This window comes from Ensifer canadensis, from assembly GCF_017488845.2.
Lineage (GTDB): Bacteria > Pseudomonadota > Alphaproteobacteria > Rhizobiales > Rhizobiaceae > Ensifer > Ensifer canadensis.
The window spans coordinates 346,710-365,655 of sequence record NZ_CP083373.1 but is presented as its reverse complement, the minus strand read 5'-3'; the positions used below and the strand labels follow the sequence as shown (position 1 = coordinate 365,655).

Sequence of the window (18,946 nt, the reverse complement as noted above, 5' to 3'; positions counted from 1 at the left end):
CGTTGTAGAGACAAACAAGCTTCTCCACTGGCGGTTCAATTAGCTCACTGTCGCGAGCTCACGCGCAAGTTCCAAGAACGCCCTGACCCCGGCTGACAGATTTCGGCGCCCAGGGTAGTAAAGGCAAAGCCCCGGATATGGTGGCGTCCAGTCTTCCAGTACACGGACGACGCGCCCCGCCTCAATGTCCGGGAAAATGTCTTGCTCGAAGATGTAGCCTATACCGGCGCTTTCCAGGACAGCGGTTCTTGTGAGGCTAGCCTCGTCCAGCGATATCGGGCCGCGTGCATCGATTTGCACCTGCTCCCCGTCCTTCTCGAAACGCCACCGAAACAGGGAGCCATCGGGCAGGCGAACGCGAATGCATCGATGGCTGAGAAGGTCTGGAGGGACCACCGGCTTCCCATGCCTCTCGAAGTATTCAGGAGACCCAACCACAGCATGTCGCTGGGGCCGGCCGAGCGAAACGGCAATCATGTCGCTGGGAACGAGGCCCGCAACCCTGACTCCCAGATCAAACCCGTCCTTGACGATATCGACCATCTTTCCTTCAGTTACAATATCGACATTCATGTCGGGATAGCGGCGCAGGAACTCAAGCACGAGCGGTGAGATGATTGCGCGCGCCGCGAACGGCGCCGCGTTGATCCGTATTGTTCCGGAAGGTGTCTCACGTTGCGCACGCACCGAATCCAAAGCGGCATAGAGATCCTGGAGCGACGGCGCCACCTGCTGCACAAAGAGCCTGCCGGCATCCGTCAGCGACACGCTGCGTGTGGTGCGGTTGAACAATCGCACCCCAAGCTCCGCCTCAAGCCTGCCTATTGTGTGGCTCAACGCTGTCGTAGACATGCCGAGATCGATGGCCGCTGCGCGGAATGTGCCGCGCCGGGCAATAGCAATGACCGCTTCAAGTTCCTTCAGGTTGGCTTGTTCCATTGTCCCGATCTGTTCATTGCTGCATGCCGGCTTATCCCACTTATCTACGCAATGGTCGAGCGCTACTATCGGGTCAGCCAATTGAGGAGAAACACTATGGATATGCCCGATATCGTGAACATGTACTTTGACGCTGACAGCGGCAGCAACGCGGATGCGCTGTCGGACACGTTTGCGATCGAAGCCGTTGTGGAAGATGAGGGATCGCGCCATCAAGGCGTCGTCGCAATCCGTGAATGGTGGGTGGCTGCGAAGAAGGCGACGCAGTACGTTTCTGAACCTTTGGAATCCACCCTTGACGGCAACAAAGTGCTCGTCCGAGCCAAAGTTAGCGGCCAGTTTCCCGGCAGTCCGGTGACGCTCTCATATGCCTTCACCATCAAGGACGGCAAGATCGCTAGGCTGGAGATCCGGTGATGACAGACTTTCTCAACCTGAGAGGCAAACGAGCCCTCATTACTGCTGGAACCAAGGGCGCCGGGGCTGCGACCGTCAGCCTGTTTCGGGAACTCGGCGCGCAGGTGTTGACGACCGCGCGGGCGCGTCCTGAGAACCTGCCGGAAGAATTGTTTGTCGAGGCCGATCTCACGACTGAAGAGGGGTGCGCGGCCGTCGCGGACGTTGCGCGTCAACGTCTCGGCAACATCGATATCATCGTTCATATGCTGGGTGGCTCGTCAGCAGCCGGCGGTGGCTTTGGGGCGCTAACTGATGCCGAGTGGCACAAAGAAATGTCTCTCAATCTTTTTCCCGCTGTTCGACTCGATCGCGAACTGGTTCCAGACATGGTCGCACGGGGAACCGGTGTGGTTGTGCATGTCACGTCCATCCAAAGAGTGCTGCCTCTCCCGGAAGCGACCACGGCTTATGCCGCAGCCAAGGCGGCACTCTCGACTTATAGCAAGGCCATGTCCAAGGAGGTATCGCCCAAGGGCGTCCGCGTCGTGCGAGTGTCTCCGGGTTGGATCGAAACGGAAGCGTCCGTTCACTTGGTCCAGCGCTTGGCGGACAAGGCGGGTACGGATATTGAGGGTGGCAAGAAGATCATCATGGATAGTTTGGGCGGCATACCTCTCGGGCGCCCTGCCAAGCCGACGGAAGTGGCAAACCTGATTGCTTTCCTGGCATCGGATCGCGCTGAATCGATCACAGGTACCGAATACACCATCGATGGAGGAACTGTGCCAACAGCTTAGGATCGAGACGCCTTCACAGATCAAGCGGGCGCGTCCCATCCGCCGATCTGTGAATAGATGGCGTCGCGGAGATGCCGGACATCGCGATTCAAGGATGCCAACTCCTGGGGCGTCTGTGTAGAGGTTGCGAGCAATGTGTCGCTGAGGCTTGACCGGTTAAGAACCTCGTCTCGGAGGATCAGCATCGACGGCCAACGGCCGGGATCCTGCAAGCCTAGGCCCGGCAAGTCACTCCGCTTGATCGTTGGGGCGTGGCCAACGATTTGAACAAGGGCTTGTCCGGCTCTCATTGCAATGGAGCGCGCGCAACGTTCGCGTGCTCTGAGGACTTGTCCGAAGATCGCCCAGCTGCGGGCCGCTTTTGATATGCATGATTTCGTCGCCATCCCTCACTCGGGGGATGGAGCGCTCCGCATCCGCAATGGCCTGCAACTGCGACTGCGTGAATGTCTTCAAGTCACTCCTTTCTCGCTTCCTCATTTTCGAAAAACTCATGAGCGCGCGAACTCCAGCAAGGGTCCGATATCGTGGTTATCGGCCGCCCGAAGTGCAGCAACATAATGGGCTCGGGTCTTGCCCGCATCGACCAGATTTGCCCGGCCCCAGCTAAATGGCGGTCGTCCAAGCTGGCGCCCGAGCAGATCGCCCGCCAGGCGAGAAAATCGGCCGTTTCCGTTTGGGAAGGGATGGATTGCCACCAGCCTGTGGCTGAACCGGACAGCGATCTCGTCGGGTGGAAAGGCCTCGTGTTCGACCCAATAGCGCACGTCGTCAGCCACCTGCCTGACATCCATTGCAATGCGATAGGCATCGACGCCGATGTTTCTAGGTGTTGTCCGGTAATGGCCAGCCCAATGCCAAACGTCCCCAAACATGCGGCGGTGCAACTCACTGAGGAATTCCTGGTCGAGCAGGTCCCTTTTTCGCGACGTCGCCCATCGCAAGCCTTCGCCGATGTTAACTTGCTCGGCCTCGTTCAATTCGTGCCGCAAGGTGATGTAGGAGGGAATGAGCTGCTCCCGTTCCTCAGCGGTTAGCGGCGTATTTGCTTCATCGTCGTCCTGGAAAAGAGGGTCCTCCTCCATAGAGTCAATCCTCTTCCCACAGGCGTCGCCCAGCGTCTGCAAGCAAAGCGTCGATAAGCCGGCGACGTTCGTCCTCCAGGTCCGACTTGATCAACGCCTGGTTTTCCAGACGCATCGTATGATCAAGTCGCGTCATCTCCTCACCGACCTTTTCGGCCGCGCGCTCGCGAAGGATATCGTCAAGCGGCTTGATCGGCACGAAAGCGTAGACAAAGGTGCAATTCATTGCCGCGGCCGCTTCCCGTAGCGTCCTGATCGTTGTCGCTCCCGAAACTTCAGCCTTCTCGATTGCCGGTATGCGGGACGGAGCGGCACACATGCGCATGGCGAGCTGGCGCGTAGTCATGCCGAGGGCCTCGCGGATGGCCTTCATCCAACCACGTGGCGGCGAAATGAGCTCTAGGTCTCGCACCGGCGCCAGACGTCGTTCCAACTGTTTTCGAGCGAGGGCCGCTTGTTTTTTGTTCATATATTTATGTCCATTTTCGAAGAAAATAGCATATAAAAATGAGCAAGGATATCCGAATTGAGCATTTAAAAGTATTCAGCGGGAGTTAGAGCGATCACAAATATATGCGCAATAGCTCAGCAGCTAGGTCCAGATAGCCGCGAGTTTCGAGCGATGGACAATCGGCCAAGCTGTCGTTGGAGAAGCACCGCCGCTAGAGAGGTGATCGATGAGACCTTGCGCCGAGCCCTGAAACCGGCATGCCACTTTTAAGTGTTCGCGACCTCGTCGCGAATTGAGGAGAGGCAGCATGGTAGTCGACAGCTTGCCGGGTTTTAACGGATGTCCGTATGCTTCCTTGGGCATGCCCCTCCATCGGGGCAGGCCCGCGCGACTAAGTGCATGCCCTATAGCGAAGCCGCCTAGGCAAGCTGGTAAACCAGCTGGGCTGCAGCAAGATCGGCAAGCCCGGAGCCCACACTCTTGAAACAGGTGATCTGGTCCGGGTTCGTGCGTGCGAACTCGTTGTTGCGACAAAGATCTGTCAATGTCCCCAGGAGGGCGTTATGTCCAATCACGCCGGCGGCAAGGGGCTTGATAAGTTCTCCTGCTTCCTCAACCGCGACCGTGGTATCGATGTAGATAGACGAGCGACGCATCACTTCATCATCTGCCTCTCGCATATCTGGGGTAAAGGCCCCGACGAGATCGACGTGAGTGCCAGGTTTTAGCCACTCGCCTCGAATGACGGGCGCAGTTGCAAGCGTTGCGGCGCTGACGATGTCAGCGGCTTCGATTGCGGTTTTAATGTCCGCCGTCGATTCAGCGGGAAGGCCACGGTCTCGCAGGGAGGAGTCGAGACGATCGGCTTGTTCGTGATGGATGTCCCAGATGACGATGCGCCGAACCGGTCGTACAGCTACATAGGCGTCCGCGATTAGGCTTCCCACGCGCCCAGCGCCTAGAATGACAAGCGATGAGGCGTCCTCTCGCGAGAGATATTTGGCCGCAAGCGCCGATGTTGCCACAGTGCGCCGGCTCGTCAGCGTGTTTCCGTCCATGAGGGCCAATTGCTCGCCCGTAACGGCGTCGTAGAGCATGTATGTCGATACGACAGCAGGCAGCCTACGCTTCATGTTACCCGGCATGATGGTCACCAGCTTCACGCCAAGAAAGTGATCTTCGACAAATTGGTCGCAGAGTGCGGGACCGATCTCTCGGCCTGGCCGAATGCCAAGCACTTCACCTCCTGGCTATGCCTCTCGCCAAGCAACAAAATCTCCGGCGGCAAGGTGTTGTCCTCACGAACCCGACGATCTGGCAGCCGGGCCGCGGCGCTACTGCGGCTTGCCGCGGTTGCGGTCGGGCGCACTGAGACCGCGCTGGGCGCATTCTATCGGCGTTGGTCCGCACGTGTTGGCAAGGCCAAGGCGGTCACCGCAACCGCCCGCAAAATCGCCGTCTTGTTCTACAACACGCTGCGGCACGGGATGGAATACAGTGATCCGGGAGCCTCCTATTACGAGGAGAGTTACCGTCGACGCGCCCTCAACAATCTCGAACGAAGGGCAAGGTCGCTTGGCTACACACTACAGCCCGCGTCAACGCCCGCCTGAGTGTTTCTTAGGAATGCCGGACAAGTCCACCGGCAGTTGCAAATCTTTTCACCCCGGAAAACGATAGCGAATCAGTTGTATTTGCGACGGGGACATATAATGCGATTCTTCCTTGGCTTTCTCGCGTTCGGTGCGCTCATTGCCGCCTCCATCCTCGTCTTGCCCAGCTTCGTTTCGAGCGAATGGATGCGCGCCGAACTCAGCCGAAAGCTCTCGACTGCAACAGGCAGCTCAATTGCCTTGAACGGCCCCGTCAGGCTGTCCGTATTCCCACATATGGCGGTGGTTGCCGAAACTGTCGTGCTCTCGAGCGAAGAAGCGGGCGTCACAGCCGAAATCGGAGAGGTTGCGGGCTCAGTGACACTCTCCTCCCTCTGGTCGGATCGCTTGCACATCAAGGAGATCAGGCTGGTTCAGCCGATCCTCACATTGCACGAGAAGACAGGCAAAGCATCGCCCACAGAAGGCGGCAAGCTGGGCCGAGCCAAACCAGGCGATCCGCTTGCCGCGCTTGTCACTTTCCTGGAGCGAAGTGCAATCGACTCGGTCTCGGTTGTCAGTGGCACTTTGAGACAGCAAAGCACTGCCGGTGCGATGCAGGTCATAACCGATATCGACCTTTCACTCGCAGTACCCGACATCGACGATCAACTTTCCCTTTCGGCGAGCGCCCGTATCGAGGAACGGCGCTACCAGATGACGCTCGCGATCTCCTCCGTGCGCCCGTTGCTTGAACGACAGCCAGCTGACCTGAGCCTTTCCTTCGAGGCGGATCCCGCCCCCGCCCCCGGGCTCTCCGCATTCGAGGCCACCGGACAAGTCGCCCTCAACACCAATGGCAGCTACCAGATCCGCGGCGGCAAATTGCTTGTTGGAGACGAGGCTCTTGGCCTCGACGCACTCTTCATACCCGGCAATCGCCCGCGGTTTCTCGCTGACATCGACGCTGACCGGTTGGACCTGAGCGCATTTCTTGAGGCTACTACCTCGGCTTCGTCGCAACCCAACGCGAAATCGGAGAAGTCGGGCGCTTCGACGGGTTTGCAGCTTCTGACCGGGTTCGATGCCGATATCGGCGTGAACATCAGGGATCTTGTCCTTGGTGACATCTCGGCATCAGACGTTGCCTTGGCGGCAACGCTTAAGGACGGGCTGGTTACGGCAAGGATAGAACATCTCGGCATCGATGCCGGCAGCGTTGCGGCAAATATCTCTGTCGATATTCGCGAGGTTGAGCCGACCTTCAAGGGCCGCATATCCAGCAGCGGGCTCGATGTCGCCAAAGTGGCAAATCTGACCGGGCAATCCGTTCCTTTGACCGGGTCTGTCACGATCGATACCCGGTTCGCGTTTCGCGGCCTCTCGGGGGATGCCCTGAGAAAAACAATCAACATGACCGGCAGCCTAGGCCTGCACAGCGCCACCTTCATCGCGCCGGGCGTCGCCGATCCCTCGTTGAGCGAAGTCAAGATTAAGAAGCTGGCGCTCAGGATCGATGACTTTGCAAAACCGGGGCGTCTGTCGGGCAGCCTGGCCTGGCGCGGGAAACCTGCCGAAGTCGACTTGCAGCTACCGTTAGGCAGTCTCTTGGCCGGGGACCTCAACTCGGGGGGTATACCCCTGAAGCTTGACATGCGTATGCCGGGAGCGGCTCTTTCGCTTGATGGCAAAGCGGCCATTCCGAACGGCTATGCCGGCAAGCTGATTTTTTCGACAGCGGACGTTCGCGGGTTCCTTGGCTGGCTTGGACAGAGCGGCCCGGACAACATCGACCTATTTGCGTTCAACGGTGATGTCAGCGCGAGCCCGGCGAGCGTTCAGTTCGAAAGTGCCACTTTGTCGGTCAATGGTGTCGAGGGGACCGGGAGTGGATCTGTCCAATTCACGACACCATTGAAGATATCCAGTGCCCTCAAGTTCGCACAGCTAGATTTTGCGCGTCTCGCCGGCGCGCGCTCGAGTGCACCTCAATCGAAGGCGCAGGGAGCTGACCCTGCGCCCGATGCTCCATTGGATTTCTCCTCGCTTCGATTGATCGATGCATCCATTAATGTCAACGCCGATAAACTTGGATACGGCAACGTATTTGCAGGGCCGGTGGCAACCACTCTTACCGTTGCCGATGGAGTCGCAAGTCTCAGCCTTCCTGAAAGCCCGTTCTATGGCGGCCATATTACCGCAAGCCTGAGGGCCGACGGCTCCGGGTCAGAACCGTCGATTGCTTTAAACGCCTCGATCACGGGCGCTTCGGCGGCGCCGCTTCTGACCGACATGGCAGGCTTCAGACATCTTGAAGGCGCGCTGCAGGCCAAGCTCGACATAACGGGAGCTGGCAGCACGACCGGCACACTCAAACAATCGCTTCAAGGCAGCGCGGATGTCCGGTTTTCCGATGGCGCCATCCGCGGCATCGATATCGCCGACGCCTATAACAACCTCGTTGGCCTGATGTCGTCGGGCTTCAAGCAGAATGAAAGCCAAGCGACAGGGTTCACTGAACTCAGTGCCTCGTTTGCCGTTGATAGCGGCGTTGCGCGAACCGAGGACATCAAGCTAATCGGCCCGCTCGTGCGCATGAACGGGACCGGGGAGGCAAATCTTGCGGACGGGCAGATGAAGTTTCGGCTCGATCCGCGGGTGGTCGCGTCGCTGGATGGACAGGGCGCCGAGATCTCAACTGACGGAATCGGAGTTCCGGTCCTGATCGAGGGGCCCTTTGCCCGTCCTCGCATATATCCCGATCTGTCGGGACTTTTGAAGAACCCCACCGCTGCCTTGGCGACTCTGAAGAAGTTCGGATTGCCGACCGACACGCTGCGGATCGATGACCTGCTCTCCGACAAAGCGACTGGAGGATCCTTGCGCGACATCGTCGGCGGCGCCATCGACAAGACCCTCAAGGGCGAGCGAAACCAACCTTCCATCGAGGAGATCATTGACGGCAATGTGGCGCAGAGCGGCGAGGCGCCGCCGGACGTCCAAGCTGACGAAGACCCCGCTACTCTCGAACCCGCGGCCAGGCAACCGGTCCCTGGAGCGGAGCAGCCCGATCAGGACGCGGGGACGTTTGGAAATCTGTTCAACCGGCTTCTCCAATAGAGACAGGGGATTGTTGCAGTTCCCGGGCGTGGAGACGTAACCATCCTCCGCAGCCCCGTGCCTGGTCAAGCCGTTCCCGTGCGCCTGGTAATTTTAAAGCGCCCTTCGGCGCATGTCAGCACTGGGATGTGATCGACTTGTGGATGTCGATGGGGATCGGTGCAGCACGACGTTTCCGTGCCTGCAAACATCGTAACTTCGGATTATGCCTTCGCGGAGATCGCACTCAATTCTTGCGCGAAAGATTGATGTTGAACGGATTGCGTGCTCGTCCGCGATCGCCCGTCATTGCTCTAGTAGGAGACATGAATCAGTCCCTGCCGCTGCTTGTGCTGGCGGACGGCGAAACATCGAAGCATCAAACTGATGTTTTTCAAGGAAGAGCGTTCATTTCCGAAAAAGACAAAATCCTTGCCGCCCTGTCCGAAAGGCATGGCTTCCCAGATCCACATCCATAAGCTGGACTCCAGGGTTGATGTCCAAGGGTGAACCGCGATGTTCCCCTGCCGCGTCGAGCTCGATCGGGATACTTGCGGCCGATACGGACCAGGAACGCCGGCGGCCGATTTCCGCAACCTGATGCGCGGAGCCAGGGACTTCGACGATCTCGTCTCCTAACGCGCCATTCGCGATATCATCGTCGGTCGTCGCAACGCGGCACAACAGTGGCGCAAGCAAATGCGTCCAAAAATCACCCCCATACCAAATCTTGAGCTGATTGCGGCCAAAAGCTCACAGCGTCCAGATGTTGCCTTTTTGGCAACCGTCACGGCGAATATCTATGCTTCTTCGCCGGAAGAAACTCTGAAACATTGGTCTTGCAAGCAACTCCTCAGAGGCAAGCAAGATGGCCTATGTCATTACAGAGCCCTGCATCGACGTGAAGGACGGCGACTGTACCGCGGCCTGCCCCGTGGACTGCATCTACGAAGGTGGCCGTACCTTCTACATTCACCCCGAAGAATGCATAAATTGTGGGCTCTGTCTGTCGATCTGTCCTGTCGACGCCATTGTCTGGGATCACGAGATCCCGGAGAGCCAGCGCCACTTCATCGCCGTCAACAAGGAGTTCTTCGACTCCGACGTGACCGGATTGGGATCGCCGGGCGGGTGGAGCAAGGAGTGCTCGACGGCGCTGGACCACCCGTTCGTTGCCGGCTTCGAGAGGGTAGCAACGTCAGCATGACAACATTTCAGCAACAGGAACGAGACATGTCTGTGACAGAATTCCGTGGCGTCGTTGCCGCCGTGCCGACGCCGTTCGACGAGGAAGGCCGGATCGATACCGAAGCCTTTGTCGAACATGCCAGCTGGTGCCTGAACAATGGCTGTGATGGCCTGAATGTGCTCGGCACGACAGGCGAAGCGAATTCGCTGTCTTTCGAACAGCGCAGCGCTGTCATGGTCGCTGCCGAGGCGCTGGATACCAAAAGGCTGATGGTCGGAACCGGAACTCCTGATCTCGAGACGACGATCGCCCTGACGAGCCTTGCCGGCCGTCTCGGCTATGCGGCAGTGCTGGTCTTGCCGCCTTACTACTACAAGCCCGCCCCCGACGACGGGCTCTTCGCCTGGTTTGCCCGGCTCATTCGCGGCACCGCCAAAAACCCGATTCCGATGTATCTGTACAACTTTCCGCAGATGACCGGCATCACCTACAGTCCGGCCTTCGCCGCAAGGCTCGCCGAAGCATTTCCGGATCGCATCAAGGGGGCCAAGGACAGTTCGGGCGATCTCGACTATGCGCGCCAGTTGTCGAGGATCCCGAACTTCGCCGTCTTCCCGAGCAATGAGGCCACACTCGCCGATGCGGGCGCCGACAACTACGCCGGCACGATTTCTGCGACGATCAATATCGCCCCGGCCCTGTCGGCCAAGCTCTGGAAGAGCCAGGACGATACCCCCTTGCAGGATCGCGTGCTTCGGTTACGGCAGTTGATTGCCGCCAACCCGCTTATCCCGGCCGTCAAATACCTGGTCGCCAAGAGGTCAGGAAATCCAGTCTGGTACAATGCCGCCCCGCCGCAGCCTACCCTTAGCGACGCGCATCGGGAGACGCTTGACCTGATCGCCGCGCGTGCTTACCAGCCGGAACAATAGGCGCGCGTCGCCGCGGCGAGCTTGATCACGTGCGCGCGCTCGCCGGCCAACCGAGGTACATCAGCGCGTGCCTGCTTCAGGAGTTCGGCCCGAACGCCGTCGTAGTCGACACGGGTCAGTCTTCCATCGCGCATGATCTCCCGTCCGCCGACGTAAAGGCCCTTTGCATGGGCCGCCGTCATCCGGACGAGCAGAACCTCAGCCTCATCCAGATCGCCCGTCAGGCTGTCGGCAATTAATGCGGCGTAATCCACGAGCACGAGGTCTTCGTTCACCGGCGCATTCAGGACTTTGGCGCCGACATGGATCGCTGCATCGAAGACCCGCCCGGCCGTGAAGGTCCGCGTCATGTCGCGGCCGCCATGCAACAGATGGGCCAGGCGCAGTTCCCGCCACAGATCCTGATCATCATCGAACCCTGTCCCATCCAGGCCGAAAGCGAAAGCCGGTCCATTCGCCGGCATGGCGACGACGGGTGCCACGCCTGAACGCAGGCGTAAATTGGCCGACGGGTTGGAAACGAGCTGCACCCCACGCGCGGCCAGCAGCTCGAGTTCGTCCGGGCGCAACTGAACGCCATGGGCAACCGCGAGGCGCGGCGAGAGGAAACCGATATCGTCCAGATATCGCACGACACCCTGAGGGAAGCGCCGGTCCAGCCAGCACCGCTGCCGCGGACTTTCGAGGAGATGCATGTGAATGCGCCGGCCCGTTGCTGCAGATGCCTCGGCGATGCCTTCGAGCAGCGCATTGGAGCACCACTGCGGCCCGATCGGGCCGTACTGAACATCGATCAACGGGCTGGTGTTGCCGGCAGCGACAGCGTCGGCTGCCGAAATCTGGACCATGGGCGGTGCGTATTTCGGGATCGAGGCGCTGATTTCCTTCCAGTCTGCCGGATCGAGGAACGGGCGCAATCGCTCCGGCCCGCCATCATAGGCCCACGGGTCGAAATCAAGCAGTGGGCAGGAGAGCGCGAGCCTGATGCCTAGCTCATCCGCGGCTCGCATCACGGCGCCAGCCTCGTCCACCAGCCGGTCGATGTTGAGAGAGTTGTGGCAATGCATCGTCGCACCGACGCCCGTTTGCGCCAGCCGAGAAAATGCTACGAGCGCTTCCAGGTAGGGGTCAGTCCGCGGCCTGAGCCGGAGGCCCGGGATCCACGTCTCCAGGGCATCGTCGATGTTGCCGAAATCGAGCGTGCGAATGCCATAGCCGTGGTCATGCGCGTTGACGGGCGGTGGCATGAGGAGAGCATTGGCTGGGATCGTTGCCGGGGAAATGCCATCAGGCAAATGACGCAGGAGGTCCGGCTCGCGTCGTGCGACTTCATGACCAGGGCGCAAGAGAAGTCGTCCCGGGATTGGTCCTGCGCTCACGTGCGGATAGCCTCCATGATCTGGTCGCTGAACTTCAACAGTTCCGCGCCGACGAACTCGATGACGGCCTCGGCCGCGTGTGTGCGCTGCCGGCGCCGCTGCACGAGAATTCCAACGTGCAGGTTCTGAAGGCGCGAGCCGGAAAGCGGTATGGCGACGACATCGCCCGAATTGATCTCCGCCAGGAAACCGATCGGCGTGAAGAAGGCCACGCCCTGACCGGAGATGATGAACGGCTTGAGCATCATCTGGCTGTTCGAGAGCACAAAAGGCCGTCCGGTCCGCTCAAAGACGGAGAGCTCGATTTCGATGAGCGAACGGATCGGTTGCGTGTCGAGTTGCAAGAGAAGGTCGTACTGGGCGCACTCGGCGAGCGAAACCTGCCGCTGTTTGGCCAGCGGATGCCCACGCCCGACGAAAGCCATCAGCGGCATCGGCACACGAAAGAGCATCTCGGTGTCGTCGGGCCGGGCCAGATCGAAGGTCAGGCCCATGTCGACGTCGCCTTCGGCGACCAGGCTGCTGATGTTGCCGTGACCGGCTGTGTGGATATGGAAGCTGACCCCGGGGTGAACGCTGTGGAACGCGTTGACCATATCCGGCAGGAACTGGATGGCCAGACTGTCGAGACAGGACATCTGGACGCGGCCGGTCTTTTTTCCCTGCAAGGCGCCGAGGTCACTGCGCAGAAGGTCGAAATTCTCCAGCGTAGCGCGGGCGTGGCGCAGCACGTTCTCCCCGGCGACAGTCAGCCTCAGCCCATTCGAGAGCCGCTCGAACAGCGCAATCCCAAGCTCGTCCTCCAGCTTCTTGATTTGCCGACTGACCGCCGAGGAAGCCACATGAAGCTCCTCGGAAGCCTTGCGAATGGATCCGGACCGCGCGACCGAGACGAAGTATTTCAGGATGCTGGCGTGCATTCAATTGGAACCTTCCCTCCCCTGGGGCCCACCTTATAGCACGCTCACCGTCCCCTCCAAACGGGCGCGCGCTTCTCCTGGAAGGCGGTGACACCTTCCAGGGCGTCCTCACTCTTGAGCGCCTTTACGAGCGCGGGCGTCCGCAAGCCCTGGGCCTCGGCCGGCGAAAGATGACCGGTCCGATTGACGGTCTGTTTGATCGCCCGAAGCGAAAGCGGCGCACAGGCGACGATTTCATCGGTCCAGCGCACAACAGCCGCATCGAGCTCCTGCGGTTCGGCCACCTCGTTGACGATGCCGAAACCTTGCATCTCTACGGCAGAGAACTGACGACCGGTCAAAAGCACGCCCATTGCGAGATTGTGCGGGATCCGGCGCTGCAGCAGGACCATGCCGCCATCGAGCGGCAGGCGCCCGACACGAGCCTCCGGCAGACCGAAGGCCGACGTCGTCGAGGCGATGACGATATCGCAGCCGAGAACCATTTCGAACCCGCCGCCGAGCGCATAGCCGTTGACCCTGGCGATGACGGGAACATCCAGCGAGCGGCGAAAAGCCAGCCCGCCAAAACCGTTCGGCCGGCTTTCGGTCCAGTATTCGAGGCCTGTCGTTTCGGCGCCCTTCAGATCGGCCCCGGCGCAGAATGCCCGTTCGCCCGCACCCGTCAGCACGACACAGCTTATGTCGTCGCGGGCTTCGATCTCCTGCCAGATCGCCTCCAGTTCGCGTTCGGTTGCCGCGTCCACCGCATTCATTCGCTCCGGCCGGCAGAGCGTGACGGCGGCAACGCGGCCCTTTACGACAAACTCCACGCTCATGCCGCATCTCCCTGACGCACGGCCATCTCCGAGAGGATCTCGTCGTTGTGCTCGCCGAGCTTCGGCGGGGCGATGCGGACCGTCACGGTTGCCGCCGACATGTCGATCGGCGAACCGACCAGCCGGACCGGGCCGGCTTTGGTCTCGCCGGCATCCAGGATCATGCCATTGATCGTGGTCTGCTCATCCTCGAGGGCTTCGGGAAGCGAGCGCACCGGCGCGCAGAGAATGTCCACCTGCTCCAGGCGGGCGAGCCAATGGGCGCTGCTGTTCCTGGCGAACGTCTCGCGAAACACCTGCTGCAATTGCGGGCGGCGCTTCATCTGTTCATCGAAGTCTGCAAATTGCGGCTGCAGCGACAGGTCCTCGATCTCCAATGCGGTGCAAATATCCCGCAGCGGATTTGGCTTGAAGGCGCCGACCATGACGATGGCGCCGTCCGTGGTCTCGAAAACGCCGGTCAGCGGGAAAGCGCCCCAGTTCAGGTCCTTCTCCCGCATCATATGCGTGGTGCCTTCCTGCATCTGCATGGCGAGCATGGAGCTGTAGAGGCTGACCGAGACCTGCTGGCCCTCACCGGTCTTGTCACGGTGTAGCAGCGCCAGCAGGATGCCTTGCACGAGGTGCATGCCGGCCGAATAATCGGCAAGCGGTGTCGCATAGATCGACAGCGGGTGGCTCGCGTCCGACTTGCGCCGCATGACGCCCGAAAGCGCCTGCGCGAGAATATCCTGCCCGCCCTTGTGCCGATAGGGTCCCTCCAGGCCGAAGCCGGTGCCGACGGCATAGATGAGCCGCGGATTGGTCTTCTTGAGCTCCTCATAGCCAAAGCCCATGCGTTCCATGACATCCGGCCGAAAATTGTTGACGACCACGTCGGCCGTTTCGATCAGTGCGCGCACGGCGGCACGCGCCTCGTCCTGCTTGAGGTCGAGGGCCAGGCTCTTCTTATTGCGGTTGAGCGACGAGAAGACCGGATTGTTGAGGCCGTCCGGATCCGACCCTAGCGACCAGCGAGAGAGATCGCCGATCTTGGCCTTTTCGACCTTGATGACCTCTGCGCCATAGTCGGCCAGCATTTGCGTGCAGCAAGGACCAAGCATGACCTGGGTGAAATCGACGACGCGGATACCGTCGAGGGGAAGCGATGTCATTCTGCGGCCTCCAGATAGGTTGCATTTTCGGATGGAACGTCGCCTGGATCGGCGCCCTGGGCTCGGAGCTGCTTCTGGATCGCCCTGACATCGGCGTCTCGCACCTTCACGCCCGCGTTGAGAGCGACGGTTGCAGCAACACCTGCCGCCTCGCCCATCGCCATGCACGGCGGGATCTCGCGGCTCGACTTCTGCGCCTGGATCGTCGCGGAATAGTGCCTGCCTGCGACGATCAGCTGGTCGACTTCCTTGGGCAGCATCGCCCGGTAAGGCGTGTAGTAGTCACGACCGCGGCAGACCGTGTCAGAGAAGTGGCGGCGGGTCATCACATCGTCCTTGGTGACGACATACTCACCCTGAAGCAGGCGCGACTGGCGCACGCCCGTCTGCGGCGCAAAATCGATGACATAGGCATTTTCGAAGCCCGGCAGGTTCGCCCGGGCGAAATCGAGCAGGCGGGCGATGCGGCTGCGGCCCTCAAGTTCGGCATAGGTCAGGTCTTCGACGCGCAGACCGGAAAGCTTCGGCATATGTGGGCAGTTCAGCCAGATGACGCCGGGCAGCGGCGTCTTCAGCCACCAGAACGACCAGCAACCGCCGATCAGGCGCTTGGCTTCGTGATCGAGCAGCTTGAACCGTTCCGGTTCCTCGAACTCGAAACGCTCGGCTGCCTCGGTGTCGATACCGCCCCAGCGGGAAACCGTCGTCAGGATGAAGTTGCCGTCGGTATGCTGAGCGCCGGCGTCTGCGGCAACATCGAGGTCGCCCGACGCATCGATGACCACATCGCCCATGATGGCCTCGCGCCCTGCCTTGGTTTGGCAGACTACGCCCTTGATCGTGTTGTTCTCGACGATCGCCGACGAAAACCAGCTGTGTGTCCTGAGCTTCACGCCGGATTCGCGCAGGATGTCGTAGGCGACGCGCTTGAAGGCGTCCGGATCGAATGCGGCCGCGTAGCAGATCGGATGCGGCGCAGACGGCGTGTGGAAATCGAACAACCCCCAGCGCGCCCACCGACGCCACGCTTCCGGCGTATCGCGGAGATCGAGCTGGCGGTCGCCATCCGTCGGCGTGACGCAGAGGCCCAGCGTCTTCATCCGTTCGATCATCTCCATGCAGATGCCGCGCACGGTGATTTCGACGTTGTTGACCATGTCGTCGAGCACCAGGACCATACCGCCCGAGGCAAGGCCGCCCACATAGGGATAGCGCTCGAGCAGAGTGACGCTGGCTCCGGTGCGCGCAGCCGACACGGCCGCGGAGATGCCTGCCGGGCCGCCGCCGACGACGACCACGTCCGAGCGATCGACGATCTTGGCGTCACGCAAAGGCTCCCTGATTGTTTCCATTGTCGTTCCTCCATAGGGAAAGTGTCCGGCGAGATGTGAAAGAGTTCACAGCCAGTGACTTCGTTGGGTGGCCGGACCTGGATAGGTCCGGCTGCAGGTGTCTTGGGGTTAGTGGTCCGTCGTCGGCTTCCAGCGGACGATCTTCGATTCCGCGAACGAAACGGCGAAGAAGAGAACCACGGCGAGCGAGGCGGCGATCACGACGGTCGCATAGAGCAGCGGCGATCGGAAATTATAGGTCGCCTCGATGATCAGGGCGCCAAGGCCGTAGCTGGATCCGATCCATTCCGCGACGATAGCGCCCATGACGCTGCTGGTTGCCGCGATCTTCAGTGCGGCGAAAAGGAAAGGCAGCGAGCTGGGAAGGCGGACCTTCCAGAAAATCTCGGAGTTGCTGGCGGACAGGACGCGCATGAGATCGATCATTGCGGGGCTCGCCGACTTCAGTCCTTGGACCATGTTGACGAGCGTCGGGAAGAAGCAGATCAGGCCGGCGATGATGATCTTCGGCGCGATGCCGTTGCCCACGAGCAGCACCAGGATCGGCGCAAGCGCGATGATCGGGATCGACTTGATGATCACGGCGATCGGATAGAACGCCCGCTCGGCAAGCGGGCTGTAGACGAACCAGACCGCCAAGAGGACGGCAATGACGTTGCCGAACACGAAACCGAGAAACGCTTCCATGAGCGTCGGCCAGAAGTTCGTCCACAGGATGCCGCCATTTTCGCCGAAGGCCTTGATCACGTCGACCGGACCGGGCGCCATGAACGTTGGCACCGAGAAGCCCCAGACGACGAGTTGCCAAAGGAGGATGCAGCCGAGGATCGCGAGTGTTGCCGGCAGGTGTCTCAGGGCAGCGGCGGCGGCGGCATCTAGCATCCTGAACCTGTTGCCGTCCGTCAAAGCGCGGCCTTCCGCTTGCGAAGGAAGGGCATTTGCCATCAACATTCTCCCAAAAGTGTGCGCAGGTGGGCGGTAACCTGGATGAACTCGACCGTGTCACGCATCGCGAGGGATCGCGGATGTGGCAGGTCGACCTTCATGAACTCCTTGACGCGGCCGGGATGGGCCGCGAGCATCAGCACGTATTGACCGAGAAAGACCGCCTCCGGGATCGAATGCGTGACGAACAGAATGGTGGTCCCTGTTTCCTGCCAGAGGCGCAGCAATTCCTCGTTCAGCTTGTCGCGCGTGATCTCGTCGAGCGCGCCGAAGGGCTCATCCATCAACAGGATACGCGGGCGGGTGACGAGTGCGCGGGCAATTGCCACGCGTTGGCGCTGGCCACCGGACAATTCGTGCGGCAGCGCCTTTTCGCGCCCCTTCAATCCGACGAGAGCCAGCAAGGCCTCCGGGTCGGCGTAGGTCACTCCCGCCTCTCGTTTTCCCACCTGCAGCGGGAGGCGCACGTTGTCGATGACATTGCGCCACGGCAGCAACGTCGCCTCCTGGAAGACGAAGGCGAAATCGCGGCCCTCACGCGCCTTGCGCGGCGTCTTGTCGTGTACGGACACCGAGCCATCGCTGATGTGCACCAGGTCTGCGACCGTCCGCAGCAACGTCGACTTGCCGCAGCCCGAAGGGCCGAGCATGGTCACGAGCGAGCCGGCCGGTATCTCGACCGAAACGTCGGACAGGGCCGTGAAGCTGGAATCATCCGCACCGAAGCGAATGTGAAGGTTCTTCACCGATACCGCCGAGGCACCGGTGTTGCCGATCGGTGCCTGCTTGGGTCTGTTGAGCGTTTCCAACATCGCCTTATCCTACGCTCTTGCGGATGTCGGCCGTGGCATCGAGGATTGCCATCGTGTAGACGTCCTCCGCCTTCGGCACGGCCCCTTGGAACTGGCCGAGGTCCGCATAGGTCTTGATCTGCTCCTCCCAGTTCGTGCGGTCCATGCCACCCCAACCCACCGCGGCGGTGGCGTCGTTGAACACGAACTTCATCAACGGCCCGATAGCCTCAAGCTCGCTTGCCTTGTCAAGGTTCGGATAGGATTCGAGCAGGATATCGACGGCCTCTTCCTTGTTGTCGCGCGCATAACCCCACCCGCGCGCCGAGCCTGCGACGAATGCCGAAAGATGGTCGGCGTGATTTTCCAGCTGATCGTCGGTCGTGTAGTAGACATTGGCATAGAGCCGGATGCCGCCGTCCCAGAGGGTCAGGTCGACGCGGTCGTCCCCCAGAACCTTCAGGGCGTTGACGTTGGTAAGCCAGCCGCAGACCGCATCGGCCTGACCGGTCACCAGCTGGTTCATGTCCGACCCCATGTTGACGATCTTGACCTGATCTTCCGAGATCCCGTTCTTGGCGAGAAGCGCGCGCAGAAGGATGACCGACGTGGGGATGGCAGCGATCGTCTTGCCGATCATGTCCTCGGGCTTGGCAATGGGATTTGCCTTTCGAGAGAAATACGCGAAGGGATGCTTCTGGTAGCCGGCCGCGAATGCCTTGATCGGCGCGCCAGCCGAGCGGGCCAGCATGACCGACGGACTGGAGGAGACCTGCCCGATCGTCGACTGACCAACGGCGACGCCGGCGACACCATCGACATTAGGTCCGCCGGGTACGATTTCGAGCTCGATTCCCTTTTCGGAATAGTAGCCCTTCTTGCGAGCGACGAGCTCTCCGAGAAGTCCGTTGGAGGGTAGCCAACCGAGCTGCATGCGGATTGTGGCAGTATCTGCCGCGTGGCCTGCCGAGACATTGATCAGACTGTGCGCGGCGGCAATCGCGCCCACAGCGGCCGCATTCGAAAGGAACCCTCGGCGGTTCATCATGAAATGAGACATATCGTTCCCCTTGCTTGTTATGGGAGCGATGATGATCGAATTTG

At 60.6% G+C, this 18,946-nt stretch carries 17 protein-coding genes and 3 pseudogenes; 7 read left to right on the top strand and 13 right to left on the bottom strand.

Going from position 1 to position 18,946, the window contains the following annotated elements; translation table 11 throughout:
- Window positions 1–39: 39 nt before the first annotated feature.
- Window positions 40–939 (bottom strand): LysR family transcriptional regulator, encoded by a 900-nt coding sequence (locus tag J3R84_RS31450; RefSeq protein ID WP_057217558.1) that lies wholly within the window; start codon window positions 937–939, stop codon window positions 40–42.
- Between the two features lie 96 nt (window positions 940–1,035).
- Between J3R84_RS31450 and J3R84_RS31445 the strand changes: the two genes are divergently transcribed.
- Complete coding sequence (locus J3R84_RS31445) at window positions 1,036–1,356, top strand: nuclear transport factor 2 family protein (protein WP_203529687.1); 321 nt, start codon at window positions 1,036–1,038, stop codon at window positions 1,354–1,356.
- On the top strand, window positions 1,356–2,135 hold the full coding sequence (locus J3R84_RS31440) for an SDR family oxidoreductase (RefSeq protein ID WP_203529685.1): 780 nt from the start codon (window positions 1,356–1,358) through the stop codon (window positions 2,133–2,135). Before J3R84_RS31445 ends, J3R84_RS31440 begins: the two co-directional genes overlap by 1 nt.
- Before the next feature lie 20 nt (window positions 2,136–2,155).
- On the opposite strand, the pseudogene J3R84_RS31435 reads toward J3R84_RS31440, so the two are convergent.
- The 4 genes and pseudogenes from J3R84_RS31435 to lhpI all read right to left on the bottom strand — a co-directional run.
- Window positions 2,156–2,281 (bottom strand): annotated as a pseudogene (locus J3R84_RS31435) (MarR family transcriptional regulator); the annotation flags it as partial.
- 345 nt (window positions 2,282–2,626) lie between these two features.
- Entirely contained in the window at window positions 2,627–3,220 is a 594-nt protein-coding gene (locus tag J3R84_RS31430; protein WP_207932909.1) for a mobile mystery protein B, read from the bottom strand.
- A gap of 4 nt (window positions 3,221–3,224) precedes the next feature.
- A complete protein-coding gene (locus J3R84_RS31425) occupies window positions 3,225–3,689 on the bottom strand; it encodes a mobile mystery protein A (RefSeq protein ID WP_203529683.1) in 465 nt (154 codons plus the stop codon).
- 401 nt (window positions 3,690–4,090) lie between these two features.
- Complete coding sequence (lhpI, locus tag J3R84_RS31420; RefSeq protein ID WP_225968600.1) at window positions 4,091–4,909, bottom strand: bifunctional Delta(1)-pyrroline-2-carboxylate/Delta(1)-piperideine-2-carboxylate reductase; 819 nt, start codon at window positions 4,907–4,909, stop codon at window positions 4,091–4,093.
- On the opposite strand from lhpI, the pseudogene J3R84_RS31415 reads away from it, so the two are divergent.
- The 5 genes and pseudogenes from J3R84_RS31415 to J3R84_RS31395 form a co-directional block, all read left to right on the top strand.
- Window positions 4,856–5,284 (top strand): annotated as a pseudogene (locus J3R84_RS31415) (transposase); the annotation flags it as partial. The gene lhpI and the pseudogene J3R84_RS31415 sit on opposite strands and share 54 nt — an antisense overlap.
- 96 nt (window positions 5,285–5,380) lie before the next feature.
- Window positions 5,381–8,383 (top strand): AsmA family protein, encoded by a 3,003-nt coding sequence (locus J3R84_RS31410; protein ID WP_373688560.1) that lies wholly within the window; start codon window positions 5,381–5,383, stop codon window positions 8,381–8,383.
- A gap of 232 nt (window positions 8,384–8,615) precedes the next feature.
- Window positions 8,616–8,841: pseudogene (locus J3R84_RS31405) on the top strand (DUF3088 family protein); the annotation flags it as partial.
- 389 nt (window positions 8,842–9,230) lie between these two features.
- A complete protein-coding gene (gene fdxA / locus J3R84_RS31400) occupies window positions 9,231–9,569 on the top strand; it encodes a ferredoxin (RefSeq protein WP_203530090.1) in 339 nt (112 codons plus the stop codon).
- 26 nt (window positions 9,570–9,595) lie between these two features.
- Window positions 9,596–10,483, top strand: coding sequence for a dihydrodipicolinate synthase family protein (locus tag J3R84_RS31395; protein ID WP_203530091.1), 888 nt, complete (start codon window positions 9,596–9,598; stop codon window positions 10,481–10,483).
- On the opposite strand, the gene J3R84_RS31390 is transcribed toward J3R84_RS31395, so the two are convergent.
- From J3R84_RS31390 to J3R84_RS31355, 8 genes are all read right to left on the bottom strand, one after another.
- Complete coding sequence (locus J3R84_RS31390) at window positions 10,465–11,787, bottom strand: amidohydrolase family protein (protein WP_309239310.1); 1,323 nt, start codon at window positions 11,785–11,787, stop codon at window positions 10,465–10,467. The genes J3R84_RS31395 and J3R84_RS31390 overlap by 19 nt on opposite strands.
- A gap of 71 nt (window positions 11,788–11,858) precedes the next feature.
- Entirely contained in the window at window positions 11,859–12,782 is a 924-nt protein-coding gene (locus J3R84_RS31385; RefSeq protein WP_203530092.1) for a LysR family transcriptional regulator, read from the bottom strand.
- Between the two features lie 44 nt (window positions 12,783–12,826).
- Complete coding sequence (locus J3R84_RS31380; protein WP_203530093.1) at window positions 12,827–13,600, bottom strand: enoyl-CoA hydratase-related protein; 774 nt, start codon at window positions 13,598–13,600, stop codon at window positions 12,827–12,829.
- Window positions 13,597–14,754: a CaiB/BaiF CoA transferase family protein gene (locus tag J3R84_RS31375; RefSeq protein WP_113568944.1), complete on the bottom strand. Its 1,158-nt coding sequence runs from the start codon at window positions 14,752–14,754 to the stop codon at window positions 13,597–13,599. Before J3R84_RS31375 ends, J3R84_RS31380 begins: the two co-directional genes overlap by 4 nt.
- Window positions 14,751–16,106, bottom strand: coding sequence for an FAD-dependent oxidoreductase (locus tag J3R84_RS31370; RefSeq protein WP_107028435.1), 1,356 nt, complete (start codon window positions 16,104–16,106; stop codon window positions 14,751–14,753). The genes J3R84_RS31375 and J3R84_RS31370 overlap by 4 nt, the downstream gene beginning before the upstream one ends.
- Window positions 16,107–16,214: 108 nt before the next feature.
- The gene (locus tag J3R84_RS31365; protein ID WP_225906586.1) at window positions 16,215–16,988 is read right to left on the bottom strand and encodes an ABC transporter permease; all 774 of its coding nucleotides are present in this window, start codon (window positions 16,986–16,988) and stop codon (window positions 16,215–16,217) included.
- Between the two features lie 62 nt (window positions 16,989–17,050).
- Window positions 17,051–17,863: an ABC transporter ATP-binding protein gene (locus J3R84_RS31360; protein WP_107028436.1), complete on the bottom strand. Its 813-nt coding sequence runs from the start codon at window positions 17,861–17,863 to the stop codon at window positions 17,051–17,053.
- A 4-nt stretch (window positions 17,864–17,867) separates the two neighbouring features.
- Window positions 17,868–18,902, bottom strand: coding sequence for an ABC transporter substrate-binding protein (locus J3R84_RS31355; protein ID WP_057217596.1), 1,035 nt, complete (start codon window positions 18,900–18,902; stop codon window positions 17,868–17,870).
- Window positions 18,903–18,946: the final 44 nt, after the last annotated feature.

Excerpts from the sequence above, each read along its gene's own strand:
- J3R84_RS31450 (WP_057217558.1), bottom strand. The coding sequence starts at position 939 with ATGGAACAAGCCAACCTGAAGGAACTTGAAGCGGTCATTGCTATTGCC.
- J3R84_RS31445 (WP_203529687.1), top strand. The coding sequence starts at position 1,036 with ATGGATATGCCCGATATCGTGAACATGTACTTTGACGCTGACAGCGGC.
- J3R84_RS31440 (WP_203529685.1), top strand. The coding sequence starts at position 1,356 with ATGACAGACTTTCTCAACCTGAGAGGCAAACGAGCCCTCATTACTGCT.
- J3R84_RS31430 (WP_207932909.1), bottom strand. The coding sequence starts at position 3,220 with ATGGAGGAGGACCCTCTTTTCCAGGACGACGATGAAGCAAATACGCCG.
- J3R84_RS31425 (WP_203529683.1), bottom strand. The coding sequence starts at position 3,689 with ATGAACAAAAAACAAGCGGCCCTCGCTCGAAAACAGTTGGAACGACGT.
- fdxA (WP_203530090.1), top strand. The coding sequence starts at position 9,231 with ATGGCCTATGTCATTACAGAGCCCTGCATCGACGTGAAGGACGGCGAC.
- J3R84_RS31395 (WP_203530091.1), top strand. The coding sequence starts at position 9,596 with ATGTCTGTGACAGAATTCCGTGGCGTCGTTGCCGCCGTGCCGACGCCG.
- J3R84_RS31385 (WP_203530092.1), bottom strand. The coding sequence starts at position 12,782 with ATGCACGCCAGCATCCTGAAATACTTCGTCTCGGTCGCGCGGTCCGGA.
- J3R84_RS31380 (WP_203530093.1), bottom strand. The coding sequence starts at position 13,600 with ATGAGCGTGGAGTTTGTCGTAAAGGGCCGCGTTGCCGCCGTCACGCTC.
- J3R84_RS31375 (WP_113568944.1), bottom strand. The coding sequence starts at position 14,754 with ATGACATCGCTTCCCCTCGACGGTATCCGCGTCGTCGATTTCACCCAG.
- J3R84_RS31370 (WP_107028435.1), bottom strand. The coding sequence starts at position 16,106 with ATGGAAACAATCAGGGAGCCTTTGCGTGACGCCAAGATCGTCGATCGC.
- J3R84_RS31365 (WP_225906586.1), bottom strand. The coding sequence starts at position 16,988 with ATGCTAGATGCCGCCGCCGCCGCTGCCCTGAGACACCTGCCGGCAACA.
- J3R84_RS31360 (WP_107028436.1), bottom strand. The coding sequence starts at position 17,863 with ATGTTGGAAACGCTCAACAGACCCAAGCAGGCACCGATCGGCAACACC.
- J3R84_RS31355 (WP_057217596.1), bottom strand. The coding sequence starts at position 18,902 with ATGTCTCATTTCATGATGAACCGCCGAGGGTTCCTTTCGAATGCGGCC.